At 63.7% G+C, this 16,135-nt stretch carries 13 protein-coding genes; 8 read left to right on the top strand and 5 right to left on the bottom strand.

The window, feature by feature from the left end; genetic code table 11:
- The first annotated feature begins 26 nt into the window (after window positions 1-26).
- Window positions 27-1,103, top strand: coding sequence for a TRAP transporter substrate-binding protein (locus KQ693_RS09565; protein WP_038032241.1), 1,077 nt, complete (start codon window positions 27-29; stop codon window positions 1,101-1,103).
- 19 nt (window positions 1,104-1,122) lie between these two features.
- On the opposite strand, the gene fdhF is transcribed toward KQ693_RS09565, so the two are convergent.
- From fdhF to KQ693_RS09540, 5 genes are read right to left on the bottom strand one after another with little or no spacing between them, the layout of a single operon-like run.
- On the bottom strand, window positions 1,123-3,162 hold the full coding sequence (fdhF, locus tag KQ693_RS09560; RefSeq protein ID WP_267261085.1) for a formate dehydrogenase subunit alpha: 2,040 nt from the start codon (window positions 3,160-3,162) through the stop codon (window positions 1,123-1,125).
- A gap of 1 nt (window position 3,163) precedes the next feature.
- Entirely contained in the window at window positions 3,164-3,766 is a 603-nt protein-coding gene (locus tag KQ693_RS09555) for a 2Fe-2S iron-sulfur cluster-binding protein (protein ID WP_267261084.1), read from the bottom strand.
- Window positions 3,756-5,228 carry an NADH-ubiquinone oxidoreductase-F iron-sulfur binding region domain-containing protein gene (locus tag KQ693_RS09550; protein WP_267261083.1) on the bottom strand — a complete coding sequence of 491 codons (1,473 nt, stop codon included), beginning with the start codon at window positions 5,226-5,228 and terminating at the stop codon, window positions 3,756-3,758. Before KQ693_RS09550 ends, KQ693_RS09555 begins: the two co-directional genes overlap by 11 nt.
- 33 nt (window positions 5,229-5,261) lie before the next feature.
- Window positions 5,262-6,305 (bottom strand): galactokinase, encoded by a 1,044-nt coding sequence (gene galK, locus KQ693_RS09545; RefSeq protein WP_267261082.1) that lies wholly within the window; start codon window positions 6,303-6,305, stop codon window positions 5,262-5,264.
- A gap of 7 nt (window positions 6,306-6,312) precedes the next feature.
- Complete coding sequence (locus KQ693_RS09540) at window positions 6,313-7,173, bottom strand: metal ABC transporter substrate-binding protein (RefSeq protein ID WP_267261081.1); 861 nt, start codon at window positions 7,171-7,173, stop codon at window positions 6,313-6,315.
- Between the two features lie 89 nt (window positions 7,174-7,262).
- On the opposite strand from KQ693_RS09540, the gene KQ693_RS09535 reads away from it, so the two are divergent.
- From KQ693_RS09535 to KQ693_RS09505, 7 genes are all read left to right on the top strand, one after another.
- Window positions 7,263-8,588, top strand: coding sequence for an aminotransferase class III-fold pyridoxal phosphate-dependent enzyme (locus tag KQ693_RS09535; protein WP_267261080.1), 1,326 nt, complete (start codon window positions 7,263-7,265; stop codon window positions 8,586-8,588).
- Window positions 8,589-8,597: 9 nt separating this feature from the next.
- Window positions 8,598-10,268 carry an ABC-ATPase domain-containing protein gene (locus KQ693_RS09530; RefSeq protein ID WP_267261079.1) on the top strand — a complete coding sequence of 557 codons (1,671 nt, stop codon included), beginning with the start codon at window positions 8,598-8,600 and terminating at the stop codon, window positions 10,266-10,268.
- 27 nt (window positions 10,269-10,295) lie between these two features.
- A complete protein-coding gene (locus tag KQ693_RS09525) occupies window positions 10,296-11,675 on the top strand; it encodes a PucR family transcriptional regulator (RefSeq protein ID WP_267261078.1) in 1,380 nt (459 codons plus the stop codon).
- A 71-nt stretch (window positions 11,676-11,746) separates the two neighbouring features.
- Window positions 11,747-13,045, top strand: a complete 1,299-nt coding sequence (gabT, locus tag KQ693_RS09520) for a 4-aminobutyrate--2-oxoglutarate transaminase (RefSeq protein ID WP_267261077.1) — start codon at window positions 11,747-11,749, stop codon at window positions 13,043-13,045.
- 23 nt (window positions 13,046-13,068) lie between these two features.
- Window positions 13,069-14,214, top strand: coding sequence for an ABC transporter substrate-binding protein (locus tag KQ693_RS09515; RefSeq protein ID WP_267262377.1), 1,146 nt, complete (start codon window positions 13,069-13,071; stop codon window positions 14,212-14,214).
- 3 nt (window positions 14,215-14,217) lie between these two features.
- Complete coding sequence (locus tag KQ693_RS09510) at window positions 14,218-15,222, top strand: ABC transporter ATP-binding protein (RefSeq protein ID WP_267261076.1); 1,005 nt, start codon at window positions 14,218-14,220, stop codon at window positions 15,220-15,222.
- Entirely contained in the window at window positions 15,222-16,130 is a 909-nt protein-coding gene (locus KQ693_RS09505) for an ABC transporter permease (RefSeq protein WP_323808498.1), read from the top strand. Before KQ693_RS09510 ends, KQ693_RS09505 begins: the two co-directional genes overlap by 1 nt.
- Window positions 16,131-16,135: the final 5 nt, after the last annotated feature.

Genomic DNA, 16,135 nt, shown 5'->3' with positions numbered 1-16,135 from the left:
TACTTATACGCGAAAAGGAGGAAGGTATGAGGCGGAGGCAGTTTCTCAAAGGGGTAGGGGTGGGTTTAGCGGCGAGCCTTTCCTACAGGGCCTTTGCCCAGGCCGCCCCGCAGGTGCGCTGGCGGCTGGTGTCCAGTTATCCCAGGAGCCTGGATACCCTCTATGGCGGTGCCGAGGATTTGGCCAAGCGGGTGGCGGAACTCACCGGCGACCGCTTCCAGATCCGGGTTTACCAGGCGGGGGAGATCGTGCCCGGGGGCCAGGTGCTGGATGCAGTTCAGCAGGGCACGGTGGAGGCGGGCCACACCTATGGTCCTTTTTATGTGGGAAAGAACCCCACCTTGGCCTTTGACGGGGGTGTGCCCTTTGGCATGACCTACCGGCAGCACAACGCCTGGATGCGGTATGGCGGCGGTTTGGACCTCCTGCGCGCGGTCTATGCCGACTTCGGGGTGATCCAGTTCCCTGGCGGAAACACCGGGGCCCAGATGGGAGGATGGTTCCGCAAGGAGATCAAGAGTGTGGCGGACCTTAAGGGCCTAAGGATGCGCATTCCTGGCCTTGGGGGACTGGTGATGGGGCGGCTTGGGGTGGTGCCCCAGACCCTGGCCGCCGGGGACATCTACCCGGCCCTGGAGCGGGGCACCATAGACGCCACCGAGTTCTCAGGCCCCTACGACGACGAGAAGCTGGGCTTTTACAAGGTGGCCCGCTACTACTACTACCCCTCCTTCTGGGAACCCAGCGCCCAGCTTTCCTTCCTGGTTTCCCAAAGGGAGTGGCAGAGGCTTCCCAAGGAATTCCAGGAGGCCTTCCAGGTGGCGGCGGCGGAGGTCAACCTCACCATGATGGCCAAGTACGATGCCCAGAACCCTCCGGCCCTGAACCGCCTTCTCAAGGCGGGGGTGCGCCTGCGCCGCTGGCCGGGGGAGATTATGAAGAAGGCCCTCGAGGAAGCCCGGGCCCTGTACGAGGAACAGGCGGCCAAGGACGCTACCTACCGCAAGGTGTATTCCGCTTACTGGGCCTTCCGCAACGAGCAGTACCGCTGGTTCTCCGTGGCCGAGCTGGGCTATGAGAGCTTCGCCTTCCCCACCGTTTGAGGAAACGTGGGGAAGGTTCTCAATCCAGCTTCTCCAGGCGCACCGCCGCCACCTTGTACTCGGGGATGCGGCTGAAGGGATCCAGGGCGTCCAGGGTGAGGCGGTTGGCGGGGGCTTCGGCGAAGTGGAAGGGAGCGTAGACCACTCCTTCGGGGGTGCGGTCGGTAACCCAGGCCCGGGCCCGAATGCGGCCCCGACGGCTCACCACCTGGATGATCTCCCCATCCCCTATACCCAGTTTCTGGGCGTCCTTGGGGTTCACCTCCACCTTGAGTTCGGGGTAGGCTTCCTTGAGCTGGCTGTTCCTGCTTAGGGTGCCCCCGTGCCAGTGGAAGAGGACCCGGCCGGTGGAAAGGGTAAAGGGGTATTCCTCCGAAGGGGTTTCCGCCGGGGGGGTGAAGTGCACGGGGAAGAAGCGGGCCTTCCCCGAGGGGGTGTTGAAGCGCTCTCGGAAAAGCACCGCCTCGCCGGGATGGTCCTCGTGGGGGTAGGGCCAGCGAACGCCCTCGCTTTCCAGGCGGCGGTACGTGATCCCGCCCATCATCTCCGGAATGGCCCGGCGGACCTCCTCCCAGATGGCCTCGGGGTCGGGGTAGAGGGTCCATGGACGGCCCAAGGCCTGGGCCAAGCGCCTGCCCAGCTCCTGGACGATCCACCAATCGGGCCGGGCCTCTCCTGGAGGGTCCAGCAACTTCCGAATCCTCTGGACCCTGCGGTCGGTGTTGGTGAAGGTTCCGTCCTTTTCCAGGAAACTGGCCGCCGGCAGGACCACATGGGCAAAGGAGGTGGTTTCGTTTTCCAGGATGTCCTGCACCACAAGGAAGGGGAGGGCCTCCAGCTTGGCCTTAAGGTGGTCCTGGTAAGGCTCGCTGGTCACGGGATCCTCCCCGATGAGATAGAGGGCCTCCACCTCGGGGATCCCCTCGAAGACCTCGGTCATGCGCAGGCCCGGCTCGGGGTTCAACTCCACCCCCCAGAGGGCCTCAAAGCGTTTCCTTGCTGCCTGGTCCGACACCTTCAGGTACCCGGGGAGGACATCGGGCAGCGCTCCCATGTCCCCCGCCCCTTGCACGTTGTTCTGGCCTCGCAAGGGGTTGAGGCCCGCTCCCTCCTTACCCACCTTGCCCGTGAGAAGGGCCAGGTTCACCAGGGCCTGGGCGGTGGCGGTTCCTTTGGTGTGCTGGGTGACTCCCATGGCCCAGTAAGCCCCCGCCCTCTTTGTGGTGGCGTAGAGCCGGGCGGCTAGGGCGATTTTCTCCTTTTCCACCCCGGTGATGCGCTCGGCTTCCTCCAAGGTATAGGGCTCCAAGGAGGCCTGCCACTCGGCGAAGCCCTCGGTGCGCTCCTCCACGTACCCTTGGTCCCAGAGGCCTTCCTCGAGGATATAGCGGGCCATGGCGTTCAGGAGGAAAAGATCGGTGCCCGGGCGTACCCGTAGCCACAGGGTGGCGGCCTCGGCCATGCCGGTGTAACGGGGGTCCACCACGATGAGCTTGGCCCCTTGCCGGACCCTTTTTTTGATCATGGCCCCGATCACGGGGTGGGTTTCCGTGGTGTTGGAGCCCACCACCAGGAAGAGATGGGTTTTCCAGATGTCCTCTATGGGATTGGTCATGCTGGCCCCGCCCAGGGAACGGGAAAGGGCCACGGTGGAGGAGGAGTGGCAAAGCCTGGAGCAGTGGTCCACGTGGTTGGTGGAGAGGAGGGCGCGGGCCAGTTTCTGCGTGAGGTAGACCTCCTCGTTGGTGGTCTTGGCGGAGGGGAAGACGGCGAGGGCCTCGGGTCCTCGCCTTTTCAGCACGGCGAGAAGCCTGCTTGCCGTATAGTCCAGGGCCTCGTCCCAGCTAACCCGGCGGAAGGCCTGGCGGCGGTCTTCCCGCACCATGGGGTAGAGGAGGCGCTTTCCCGAGAAGGCGAAGTCCAGGCCGAAGCGGCCTTTCACGCAGAGAGCCCCGTGGTTAGGGGGGATGTCGGGGGCCAGCACCCGGAGGATGCGGCCCCCTTGGATCTCGGGCTCCACCTGGCAACCCACACCGCAGTAAGGGCACGTGGTGCGCATCCTACACCTCCATGCTCAAGGGCCTGAGGGCCCCTGTGGGGCAAACCTGGATGCAGTTGCCGCAGAAGACGCAGGGGGTTTCGGGAAGGGGCCGGTCCAGGGGGGTGGTGGGGTGGGCCATGAGGCCCCTTCCCTCCAGGGTGAGGGCGTACACCCCCATGACCCCGTCCCCGCAGGCATCCACGCAACGGCGGCAGTTCACGCACTTGGCGTAGTCCCTGAGGAAGAAGGGATTGTCCCGGATGGGCTCCCGTTCCCTTCGGGTCAGGGATACGCTGCCCCAACGCTGGGGTTGGCCCTGATGGACCTTCAGGAGCTCTAAAAGGGAGGGAGCCTGGCTCAGGTCCGTGGTCAGGGCCAGCCATTCCAGGAGGGTTCGGCGCAGGATTCGGAGGTCTTCCGTGTCCGTCCTCACCTCCATGCCCTCCTGGGCCTGGGTGGCGCAGGCGGGAAGCAGGCGGCCATCCACCTCCACCAGGCAAAGGCGGCAAAGCCCCCGGGTTTCCGTGTGGGGATGGTAGCACAGGTGGGGAGGATCCGTGATCTCCAGGAGGAGGGTTCCCTCCTGGACCTCCACCTCTTGTCCGTTCACCTTAAGCCGCACCTTCCACCTCCAACAGGCTTTGGTAGGCCCAGTAGGCGGACTGGCCCAGGCCGCACAGGCTTCCCTTGAGAGTTTGTCCCAGGTGGTGAACCAGGTCCCGGTTCCTTTCCCGCCGCCTCACCATCTCCACCTGTACCGCCGTGCCCAAAGGACAGGGGAAGCACTTCCCACAGGACTCCTCCCGGAAAAACTCGGCCAGGCCCAAAAGGACTTCCCATAGGTCCACCTCCTTTCCGAAGGCCACGATGGCGCCGGCTCCCAAGGGAAGCCTACCCTTGTAGCGCAAAGGGAAGGCGAAATCGCGGGTAAATACCCCTGCGGCTCCGCCCAGGAGCACGGCCTTCAGCGCCTCTGGCTCGCCTTCAGCTTTCCGTAAGGCGTCTTCCAAGGATGTTCCCAGGGGGAGCTCGTAAAGCCCCGGCCTGGCCACGTCCCCGGTGATGGAGAAAAGCTTGGGCTCCTTTTCACGCCAGGTTCCCGGGCCCTCCCTCAGGATCAGGGGCAGGTTGGCCAGGGTTTCCACGTTTTGCACCAGGGTGGGCCTTCCCCACAGGCCTTTTTCCACGGGAAAAGGGGGCTTTAAGCGGGGCTCGGCCCTTTTGCCCTCCATGGACTCCAGAAGGGCGGTTTCCTCGCCGCAGATGTAGAGGCCCCCGCTTGTAAAGACCTGGGTGGGAACGGGAAGGAGGCCAGCTTCCTCAAGTTGGTGGATGGCTTTTTCCAGGCCCAGGATGGCGGCTTCGAACTCATCCCGCACGTAGAGGAAGACCTGGCTTGCCCCAACGGCCAGGGCGGCCAAAAGCGTTCCCTCCAGGACCAGGAAGGGATGGCGCTCCAGGAGGAAGCGGTCCTTGAAGTTGCCCGGTTCCGATTCGTCGGCGTTCACCACCAGATACCTGGGGGGTTCCCCCCGGGCCACGGCCCGCATCTTGATGTGGGTGGGAAAGGCGGCTCCTCCCCGGCCCAGGAGTCCAGCCTCCTCCACAGCCTCGAGGATGGCCTCCGGGGCCAGGAGGTTTTTCAGGGCCCTCCGCAAGAACACCAACCCTCCCAGCGCTTCATACTGGTCAAGTTCCAGGATGGGTTCGGGAGGGAGGAGCCGGTTCCCATGCCCTAGGGCGAAGGGGAGGCGAAACTCCTTAAAGGGAATGAGCCGGCCTTCCCATTCCACATAGCGTTTCTCCCCTTCCACCCGCACGTGGATGGGGGAGAGGGCCTCGAGGCCCAAGGGAGGATGGGTTCCGTCGGCTCCCTCTAGGAGGCGGGCGAATCCCCGGGCCCGGGCCACGGGATCGTCCACTAGGAGCCTTCCCTGGGGCAGGCCCCGGTACCGGGGGTAGTAGCGCACCACCCCCCAGGCCTGGGCCAGGGGTATCCCGGCAAGCCGGGCCGCCTCGGCCACCTTCTCCTCGCTTAGGGGAAGGCGGGCATCCAGGAGGGGGAGGAGGCTTGGCTTTTCCATGCCCTTAGCTTACCTGGCCGGGGGCTGGGCCGGTCAAAGGATGCGGAGATGGGGGAAACGGGAGAGGAGGTGGTGTTGGAAACCTTCCATGCGGTCTTCGGGCACCAGGGCCACCACCGCCCCGCCGAACCCTGCTCCCGTGAGCTTGGCCCCATAGGCCCCGGCCCTCAGGGCTTCCTCCACCAGGGTGTCCAGTTCCGGGAGGCTCACCCCATAGTCTTGGGAGAGGGAGCGATGGCTTTGCACCATCAGTTCGCCGAAGGCCCGGGCGTCCCCTCTTCGTAGGGCTTCTACCCCCCTTAGCACCCGGAGGTTCTCTCCCACGATGTGCCGCGCCCTTTTGTCCAAGGGGGAGGGAAGGCTCTCCACCAGGCAAAGGTCCCCGATATCCCTAAGGCTTCGCACCCCAAGCCGCCTGGCTGCCTCCTCCGCTTCCTTGCGCCTTTCGTTGTACCCGGCGCTGGCCAGGCGCCGCTTTAAGCCCAGGTCTAGGACGGCCACCCGGCTCCTTGGAGGAAGGGGTAGGTTCTCGTGTTCCAGGGTCCGGGTGTCCAGGAAAAGGGCCTTGCCCACCTCGCCCAGGCTGGCGGCCATCTGGTCCATGATGCCGCAGCGCACCCCCACGTACTCCACCTCCGCCTTCTGGCCCAGAAGGGCGATTTCCTTGTCGGAAAGGGGCAGGCGGTAGAGGAGGCGCAGGGCCTTTAGCGCCGCCACCTCGAGGGCCGCCGAGCTGGAAAGCCCCGCCCCTATGGGTACCCTGCTCCGCACGTAAAAGCGAGCCCCGGGAACCTCGTACCCCGCCTCCCTCAGGGCCCAGACCACCCCCAGGAGGTAGTCCAGAAAGTCCCCCTGGGCCGGGCTTTCCAAAGGCCGGGCCCTGAGCTCCTTGAGCTCCTCGCTGTAGGCCTCTACCCGGCCCTCCCCTTTGGCGGCCTCCACTTGGGTGAAGTAGGGGAGGGGGGTGGGAAGGACGTAGCCCTCCTGATAGTCGGTGTGCTCCCCCAAGAGATTCACCCGCCCCGGGGCCTGGGCGCTGGCCTCGGGCAGGGTGCCGAAGATTTCTTTAAACCCCATGCCTCCATTATGGGCATAGGGCTTTGAGGTTATGGTTCAGTAGATCCAGATAGGTGGGCACCCTTCGGTCCAGGATGTCGGTATAGAGGACGACGATGCGGGCTCCCAGGGCCTCAGCCAGGGCCTTGAGGGCGATTCCCTGGAACTGCGGCTCCGCCAGGACCAGCTTTACCCCCTCCCGGCGCGCTCGCTCCAGGAGCGTGAGGAAGGTCCGGCTTCCCGCCTCCTGCACCCCCGAGGCGGTGAGGCTACCCACCACCTGGAGGCCGTACCGACGGGCAAAATAGGCGAAGGCATCGTGCTGGGTGACCACCTTGAGGCCCTTTAGGTTGCAGGCTTGGAAGGCCTTATCGCGCCTTTCCACCTCCGCCTTAAAGCGCTTTAGGTTGGCCTGGTAGAAGGCCTTTCCTTTGGGGTCCAGCTGAGAGAGTTCCTGGGCGATGCGCTCGGCATAGCGCAGGGCATAGGTGGGGTCGAGCCACAGGTGGGGGTTGCAGGGGCCGTGGGCGTGCTCCTGTTCCTCCGGGCTTTCCTCTTGGTGTTCCTCCTGGCAGATGAGGCTGGGTTGCCCTTCCGCCAGCTTCACCACCCGGGCGCCTTGGGGGAGGAGGCGTTGCAGCTTGGGCAAGAAGGCCTCGAGGCCCAGGCCATTGGCGAAGAGAAGGCGGCTTCGGGCCAGGTTTTTAGCGGTGCTGGGGGTGGGTTCAAAGGTGTGGGGGTCGGCCCCCGGGGGGACCACGCTTTCTACCTTGACCCGGTTCCCCCCCACCTGGGACACCAGGTCGGCCAGGATGGGGGTGGTGGCTGCCACCTGCACCTGGGCCCAGGCGGGGGAAAGGAGGAGGAGCAATAGGGCTAGCCGTGGCATAAGGTAATGATAAACCATTATCGGTATAGCCGCAAGCCTCCCTGGGCCGCCCACTGGCTTATAAAGGGGCACGGTATACTCAGGGGGAAATGAGCCTAAAAGCCCTCCACAAGAAGCACGTCCTTACCCCCTGGGTGGCCCAGGCTTCCCTTAACCCCCCCTTGGTGGTGCGGGGTGAGGGGGTCTGGCTGTACGACGAGGAGGGGCGGCGCTACCTGGACCTTTCCAGCGGCCTGGTGGCCTTGAACCTGGGCCATGGCCACCCTAGGCTGGTGCGGGCCATTGCCGAGCAGGCGGCCACCCTGGCCTATGCGGCCCCTAGCCTTTTCCACGATAAGCGGGCCCTTCTCGCCAAGGCCTTGTCCGACTTCTCCCCCTGGCCCGAAGGGGCCAGGGTCTTCTTCACCCCCTCAGGGACCGAGGCCAACGAGGACGCCCTGAAATTCGTGCGCCACCTCACCGGCCGCTTCAAGGTCCTTGCCGCCTACCGGTCTTTCCACGGGGCCACCCACGCCTCCGCCAGCCTTACCGGGGAAAACCGCCGCTGGCCCTCCGAGCCGGGCACCACCCCCGGGGTGGTCCACTTCTTCGCCCCCTATCCCTACCGGAGCCCCTTTTACACGGAAGACCCCAGGGAGGAAACCGCCCGGGCCCTGGACCACCTGGAGCGGGTTCTCCTCCACGAGGATCCCAAGCGGGTGGCGGCCATCTTCTTAGAGCCTGTGGTGGGCTCCAATGGCGTCATCGTCTACCCGGAAGGGTACCTCGAGGGGGTGCGGGCCCTTTGCGACCGGCATGGTATCCTTCTGGTCTTTGACGAAGTGATGACCGGCTTCGGGCGCCTGGGGGCAGCCTTTGCCGCCCTGCGGTTTGGCGTGGTCCCGGACCTCATCACCTTCGCCAAGGGGATCACTTCCGCCTACGTGCCCTTAGGAGGGGTGCTCGTACGAGAGACCCTGGCCCGCTACTTTGACGAAAATCCCTTGCCCACAGGGCACACCTACTCTGGTCATCCCTTGGCGGTGGCAGCGGGGCTGGCCTCCCTTGAAGCCTACCGGGAGGAAGGCCTCTTTGAGAGGGTTTTGGCCATGGAGGGTTTCTTCCAGGAAAGCCTGAAGGCCCTAAAGAACCAGCATCCCGTGGTGGGGGATATCCGGGGGCTTGGGGCCTTTTACGCCGTGGAGCTGGTCCGGGACCGGGGCACCAAGGAGCCTCTTTCTCCCTGGCACGCTCCCTTTAGCCCTACCATGCAGGCCCTGCAAAAGGCCTTGTGGCAGGAGGGGGTTTACCTCCTGGCCAAGCACAACATCCTGGTGGTGGCCCCACCCCTCACCATCAGGGAGGAGGAGTTCTTGGAAGGTGTGGAGCGCCTTTCCCGCGCCCTCAGGCAGGTGGAGGTGGAGGCTTTGGGCTAACCTGGAAGGGTGCGGCGGCTGGAGGAGCTTTTCCCTTTCCTGGCCTCCCTCGAGGGGAGGCCTTACCCTTTTTACAAGGATCTAAAGGGAACCTGGAGGGGTGAGGGGTTTGAGCTTCGCTTTGTCCACGTGCAGGGGGATCCCTTCGCCACCCCAAGCGTTGTGGAGGTGCGCTATCCGGCCAGGGCCGTGGAGGGACTTCGGGTCTACCGCCACCCCATGGGCCAGGTGGCGGTGGAGGACTTCCTCCTCAGGGCCCTCAAGGCCCGGTTCCGCCACCTGCCCTTTTTCGGGGGGAGCGGGCACTCGGGGAGGGTCTTTGTAGAGGTGGAAAGCCCCAAGGTGTTGCGGCGGGCTGGGGCCCATCTTGGCCAGGAGGCGCTTTACCTGCGCTTCCGGGTGGGGCTTCCCGCCTCGGGCCGAAGGATTTTGGGTAAGGAGGCGGAGAGGCTTTTCCGGGCCCTGGTGGAGCACCTTCGGGGGTTTCTGTGGGAACTGCATGGGAGGGCCCTGGTGTCCCAGGTCCAGCAGGTGGAGGACTTCGCCTACATTCAGGAGAGCCTTCCCCAAAGGGGCCTGGTGGCCTTCGTGGGGGATGGGGCCATCCTTCCCCGGGAAAGCGGGGTAAGCCAAAAGCCCTTAAGGGGGGCGGTTCCTTTCCAAAGCCCCCCTTCCTTGCGGGTTTCCTTTCGGGTACCCCACAAGGGCGAGGTCGTTGGGATGGGTCTTCCCCAGGGCCTCACCCTCATCACCGGCGGAGGCTTCCATGGGAAAACCACCCTCCTCGAGGCCCTGGTTCACGGGGTCTATCCCCATATTCCCGGGGATGGGCGGGAGTGGGTGGTGACCCATGCCCTGGCCCAGAGGGTTCAGTCGGAGGATGGCCGAAGCGTGAAGGGCGTGGACCTAAGGCCCTTCGTGCACGACCTTCCCCTGGGCCAGGACACCTCTTTCTTCTCCACGGAGGATGCCTCAGGGTCCACCAGCCTGGCGGCCGCCATCCTGGAGGCCCTGGAGCTGGGTGCGCGGGTGCTTCTCCTGGACGAGGACACCTCTGCCACCAACCTCCTGGTGCGGGATGCCCGCATGCAGGCCCTGGTGCAGCGGGAAACCCTCACCCCTCTTCTGGACCGGGTTCAGGACTTTAAGGCCAGGGGGGTGAGCCTGATCCTGGTGGTGGGCGGGGTGGGGGACTACCTGGACCTGGCGGACACGGTCTTGCTTCTGGAGGAGTACCGGCCGAGGGAGGCCACCCTGGAGGCCAAGGCCATCGCCCAAGCCCATCCCACAGGGCGGGCTTTTGGCGAGCCCCGGTATCCCCTTGCCGTGGCTTCCCGGGCCCCCTTGCCCGAAAGCTTTGATCCCAGGCGGGGCAGGAAGGCCCGGGTGAAGGGTCGGGGCCTCAGGGAGCTGGTCTACGGGGAGGAGGTGGTGGACCTATCCGCCCTGGACCTCTTTGAAAACGCCCAGGTGCGGGCCTTGGGGGCATGGTTCCAACGGCTTTGGCGGCAGGCGGACGGCAAGACGCCCTTGCGGAAGCTGGTGGAGGCGGTGCTGGGCGGGGCACAGGATCTTTTTTCCCTGGAAGAGGCCCCCGAGGTGGCGGAGGTGCGCCCTGTGGAGCTAGGAGCGGCGGTGAACCGGCTTCGGGGCTTGGAGGTCAGGCGGGTGGAGGAGTAAGCTTTTAAGCTAAAGGGTAACCGCATCATGGGCCTTGCGCTACAGGAACTCCTCCACCTTCCTGCCCTGTCCCGGGCCCGGGTGCTGGGTGGGGACCTGGCAAGGCAGGTTTCCTGGGTCCATGTGGTTGACCTGCCGGAACCGGCACCCTGGGTGCGCCCGGGCCAGTTGGTCTTGACCACGGGCTACGCCTGGCCCAGGGAAGCAGGGCGCCTCGAGGCCTTCGCCCACACCCTGGCGGAGCGGGAGCCTGCGGGGGTGGCCCTGGCGGTTCCCCAGTTCTTTGAGCGCTTCCCCCCAGTGGCCCTCGAGGTCCTGGCGGGCAAAGGAGTGGCCGTCCTCGAGCTTCCCTGGGAGATACCCTTTGCCCAGGTTACCGAGGAGGTGTTGCGCAGGCTCCTTGCCCGGCAGCTGGAGGTGCGGGAACGGGTGCATCTCCTCCACCGGGCCCTCATGCAGGCGGTGCTGGGGCGGGAGGAGCTGGAAACCCTTTTGGAACGGCTTTCCCAGCTTTTGGGCCGGCCGGTGCGCTATGCCGATGCCCCCTTGGGTTTTTCCGTGCCCGTGCCCCTGGGACGGGAACGGGGTGGGTACCTGGTCCTGGAGGGAGAGGCGGACGAGGTGGAGCGGCAGGCCCTGGAGAACGCCGCCTTGGTGGCCGGGCTTATCGTGGCTCACCAGCGTGCTTTGGCGGAGCAGGAGGCCAGGCTGGGCTACGCCTTCCTGGATGCCCTCCTGGAGGGCCGAAAGGAGGCCTTAACCTGGGAGCGGGCGCGAGCCTTCGGCCTGGACCTGGACGAGCGCTATCGGCTTGGGGTGTTGGTGCTGCCCCTTTCCCTGCCCTTGAGCGAGCGGGATTTCCAGGAAAGGGAAAGGGTTTCGCAAAGGGTACGGGACCTTCTGAAGCGGCAGGGAGCCTCTGCCCTCCTGTCCTTGAGCCTGAACCAGGTGCGCTTTTTGTTGCCGGAGCGCCTGGATCCCCAGGGGTTCCTTAGGGAACTTTCGGGAGCCTGGCCCCTCTACCTCTCTAGGCCCCGGAGACCAGGGGAGCTTAGGGGAGCCCTCGAGGAAGTGGAACGGCTTTTTGCCTTCCAGGAGCCCGGGGTTTACCTGTACGAAACCCACCTGGTTCCCAGGTTTCTCCTCGGGGATGAGGAGGCCCGTGAGGAACTTAGGGCTTGGCTTGCAGCGCTTCGACCCGGGGAGTTGGAGGCCCTCCTGGCCTGGGTGCAGGGGGGCTTTTCCCACAAACGGGCGGCCAGGGCCCTGGGCATCCACCTCAATACCCTTCGCTACCGCCTGCGGCGGATGGAGGAGAAGCTTTCCGTGTCCCTGCAGGACCCTGAGGACCGGTTCCGCCTGGAGCTTGCGGCCCGGATCTTGTTATTGCAGAACAAAAAGAGGTAGCGATACTTGTTCGCCAAGGCCGTAGTTTCCCCTGGTTCCAAGGCCTAACCTCTTAGCTCAAAGGAGGCAAGGTGGCCTTGGTGGATTCGCGGAACCAGACGCTTTGGCAGTTGCGGGAGCGGTATGTCCCCCGGGGGGTGGTCCAGGCCCATCCCGTCTTCGTGGCTCGAGCCGAGGGAAGTCGCATCTGGGATGTGGACGGCAAAGAGTACCTGGACTTCGCCGGGGGCATCGGGGTGATGAACGTGGGGCATGGGCACCCCCGGGTGCTCCAGGCGGTGCGCGCCCAGCTGGAGCGTTTCACCCACGTCTGCTTCCAGGTGACTCCCTACGAAGCCTATGTGCGCCTGGCTGAGCGCCTGGCCAAGCTGGCCCCAGGGGATTTCAGCAAAAAAACCCTCTTCCTCACCACGGGGGCCGAGGCGGTGGAGAATGCGGTCAAGATCGCCCGGGCTTATACAGGCCGTCCGGCGGTGGTGGCCCTTACCCATTCCTTCCACGGGCGCACCTTGCTGGGCATGTCCCTGACCGGGAAGGCCTCCTACTACAAGCAGAACTTCGGTCCCTTTGCCCCGGAGGTCTACCATGCCCCCGCTCCCTACCCCTACCGGGGTGTGTCCGATGAAATGGCCCTGGAGGGTCTTAGGGAACTCTTCCGCACGACGGTGGACCCCGAGCGGGTGGCGGCCTTGGTCGTGGAGCCCGTGCTGGGGGAGGGGGGCTTTATCCCTCTTTCGGAAACCTATCTGCGGGAGATCCGGAAGATCACCGCCTCCCAGGGAATCCTCCTCATTGCCGATGAGATCCAGTCCGGTTTTGGACGCACGGGGAGGATGTGGGCCGTGGAGCATAGCGGCGTGGTCCCCGACCTCATCACCTTTGCCAAGAGCGTGGCGGCAGGACTTCCCCTTTCCGGGGTGGTGGGGAGGGCCGAGGTGATGGATGCTCCCAAGCCCGGCGGCCTGGGGGGAACCTATGCGGGCAATCCCCTGGCCTGTGCCGCTGGGCTGGCGGTCCTGGACATCTTTGAGGAGGAGGGATTGCTGGAAAGAGCAAAGGCCCTGGGAAGGGTGCTTTGGCAGGCGTTGGGACGCTTGAAGGACCGTTTCCCCCAGGTGGGGGAGGTCCGCGGCCTCGGTCCCATGGTGGCCTTGGAGCTGGTGCGGGACCCCAAGACCCGGGAGCCTGCCCCCGATCTGGCCCAGGCAACCCTCGAGGAGGCAAGGCGGAGGGGGCTTATCCTCCTCAAGGCGGGGATGTACGGCAACGTGATCCGGGTGCTAGTGCCCCTGGTGGCCACTGAGGCTGAGGTACACGAGGGGCTGGCTCGCTTGTCTGCGGCTTTGGAGGTTGCGCTAAAGGAGGGATGAGGATGAGGGGATGGAGAGTGTGGATGCAGGGTTTGGCGGTTCTGGCCTTACTGAACCCGGGCTATGCCCAGGTTCCAGCCTCCAAGATGAGGCAGAGCCTGGGAAAGTTGGAAGGGCAACTTAACATCTTGGCTTGGCCTGGCTACATTGAACGGGGTCAGTCGGATCCCAATTACGACTGGGTCACGCCCTTTGAAAAGGCCACGGGATGCAAGGTGAATGTTAAGGTGTTTGCCAGTTCGGACGAGGCGGTGGCCCTCATGAACCAAGGCGGTTACGACCTGGTAACCGCTTCAGGAGATGCCACGCTGAGGCTCATCTACGGTAACAAGGTGCAGCCCGTTAACTACAAGCTTGTGCCCAGCACGGCAAAGCTGGATAAGAGGTTGCGCAATGGGCCTTGGTACGTGGTCAATGGGGTGCCCTATGGGGTGCCTTACCAGTGGGGACCCAACGTGCTGGCCTACAACACAAAGGTCTTCCCCACGCCCCCCACCAGCTGGAAGGTGGTGTTTGAGGAAACCATCCTTCCCGATGGCAAGTCCAATAAAGGGCGGGTCCAGGCTTACTATGGCCCCATCTATGTGGCGGACGCTGCCTTGTACCTCATGAAAACCCGTCCCGATCTAGGGATAAAAGACCCTTACGAGCTGAACGAGAAGCAGTACCAGGCGGTATTGGGGCTCTTGCGGCAGCAACGGAAGATTGTCCAGCGGTACTGGTCGGATGCTAACCAACAGGTACAAGACTTTATCAACGAAGGGGTGGTGGCAGCACCTTCCTGGCCTTTCCAGGTGAACACCCTTAAAGCAGGGAATCACCCGGTTAGCAGCACCATTCCCAAAGAGGGGGCAACTGGGTGGGCGGACACCACCATGATGCACGTGGATGCCAAGAACCCCAACTGTGCTTACAAATGGTTGGAGTGGAGCTTGAACCCCAAGGTGCAGGGAGACATCGCTGCCTGGTTCGGCTCCAACCCGGTGGTACCGGAAGGATGCACCGCGAGTGCGTTGCTGGGTAAGGAGGGGTGCGCTGCTAACGGGTTCAACGACTTTGACAAAATCTATTTCTGGAAGACGCCTGTGGCTAACTGCAAAACCCAGGGACAGTGCGTTCCCTACTCGCGGTGGGTGAAGGACTACATTGCGATCCAGGGGGGTAAGTAGCGGATGCAAACCCGTTCCGCCTCCGCACCGATCTTGCGGGAGAAAAGCCTGGAAGCCGTTCGCCTGGACAAGGTGGGGATGCGGTACGGGCGGGTGGTTGCCCTGGAGAGCATAAGCTTTTCGGTCCAGGAGGGAGAGTTTTTCTCCCTCCTGGGTCCTTCAGGGTCAGGGAAAACCACAACGCTCAGGCTTATCGCCGGTTTTGATCGGCCCAGTTCGGGGAAAGTTTACCTGTTTGGACAGGACGCCACGCGCTTGCCCCCATATCGTCGGGCCGTGAACACCGTCTTTCAGGATTATGCTCTCTTTCCCCACATGAACGTACGGGACAATGTGGCCTATCCTTTGTTGATCCGAAAGGTGCCCCGTACGGAGCGCTACCGCAAAGCTGAGGAGATGCTGGCCCTTGTGAAGCTGGAGGGTTTTGGTGATCGAAGGATTAGCCAGCTCTCCGGAGGGCAGAAGCAGCGGGTAGCCTTGGCCCGTGCGCTTATCTTGAAGCCGCGAGTCCTCCTTTTGGACGAGCCCTTGGGAGCTTTGGACTTGAAGCTACGACAGGAGATGCAGGTGGAGCTAAAGCGCCTGCAACAGCTCCTGGGAATCACCTTTATTTACGTAACCCATGACCAAGGTGAGGCCCTTTCCATGTCAGACCGAGTGGCGGTGTTCTCCAGGGGGCGAATTGAACAGATTGCGCCACCGAAGGAGCTCTACTACCGTCCGCGAACTCAGTTTGTGGCTGAGTTCGTGGGCGGGGCTAACGTTCTTGTGGTGGGAGGGAAGCGATTTGCCCTGCGCCCCGAGCGAATAAGAGTGGTTAGGCCCTCCGAAGGAATCTTGGGCAGGGTGGAAGCAACGAGCTTTGTGGGTTACGGCAACCAGGTGGAGGTTCGTTTGGGCGATGGCACCTTAATTCGTGTGCTGATGGCGGGAGACAGTGTGTTTACACCTGGGGACGAGGTTGGGCTTGCTTGGGACGCCGATGCCCTCTGGCCTCTGGAGGAGTGATGTTAGGCTTGCTGGCCGATAGGCTTTACATGCATCCCAGGCTTCTGCTTTTCGTCCTCTTGGTGCCACCTTTCCTTTGGATTGGGGTGCTTTACCTGGGAAGTTTATTCCTTTTCTTAAGCCACGCTTTTTTTCGGATAGATGATTTCACGGGCCAGATTCAATATAGACCCACCTTGCAGACTCTGGCTGCCGTGCTTACCACGCCGGCCAACTTGGACATCGTGTTGCGCACCTTGGCCATGGCGGTGCTCACCACGTTGGCGTGCATGGTTTTGGCCCTGCCCGTGGCGGTCTACGTAGCTTTTCACACCCAGGGGCTCCAGCGGTTAATCTGGCTCCTCCTGTTTGTTTTACCCCTCTGGTCCAGTTACCTTATTCGAGTGTACTCCGGAAAGCTGATCTTGGCACAAGAGGGCATACTACCTTGGGTTGCCGGGCGCTTGGGCCTCGAGGGGGTGCTCGCTTCCTTCCTAAGTACTCCCCTTCTAGGGGGACCCAGCTTGTCCAGCTCGTACTTCGGCCTGTTGCTGGTGTTCACATATATTTGGCTTCCCTACATGATACTTCCTGTCCAGAACGCTCTGGACCGTGTTCCTAAAAACCTCTTGCAGGCGGCCAGTGACCTTGGGGCAACCCCTTGGCTAGCCTTCCGGACGGTGGTGCTGCCCCTGGCCGTACCCGGTTTGGCGGCCGGATCCATCTTCACCTTTTCCTTGACCTTGGGGGATTACATCATTCCCACCCTTCTCGGACCGCCCGGATACTTTGTGGGGCAGATGGTGTACATCCAGCAGGGTACGGCGGGGGATCTTCCTTTGGCAGCGGCCTTTTCCTTGGTGCCGGTCGCCTTGGTAGCCGTTTACCTGAGGTTGGCCCGCAAACTGGGTGCCTTTGAGAACCTTTAGGAGGG

The organism is Thermus brevis (genome assembly GCF_026427635.1).
GTDB lineage: Bacteria > Deinococcota > Deinococci > Deinococcales > Thermaceae > Thermus > Thermus antranikianii.
This window is presented reverse-complemented; position numbering and strand designations above follow the sequence as displayed.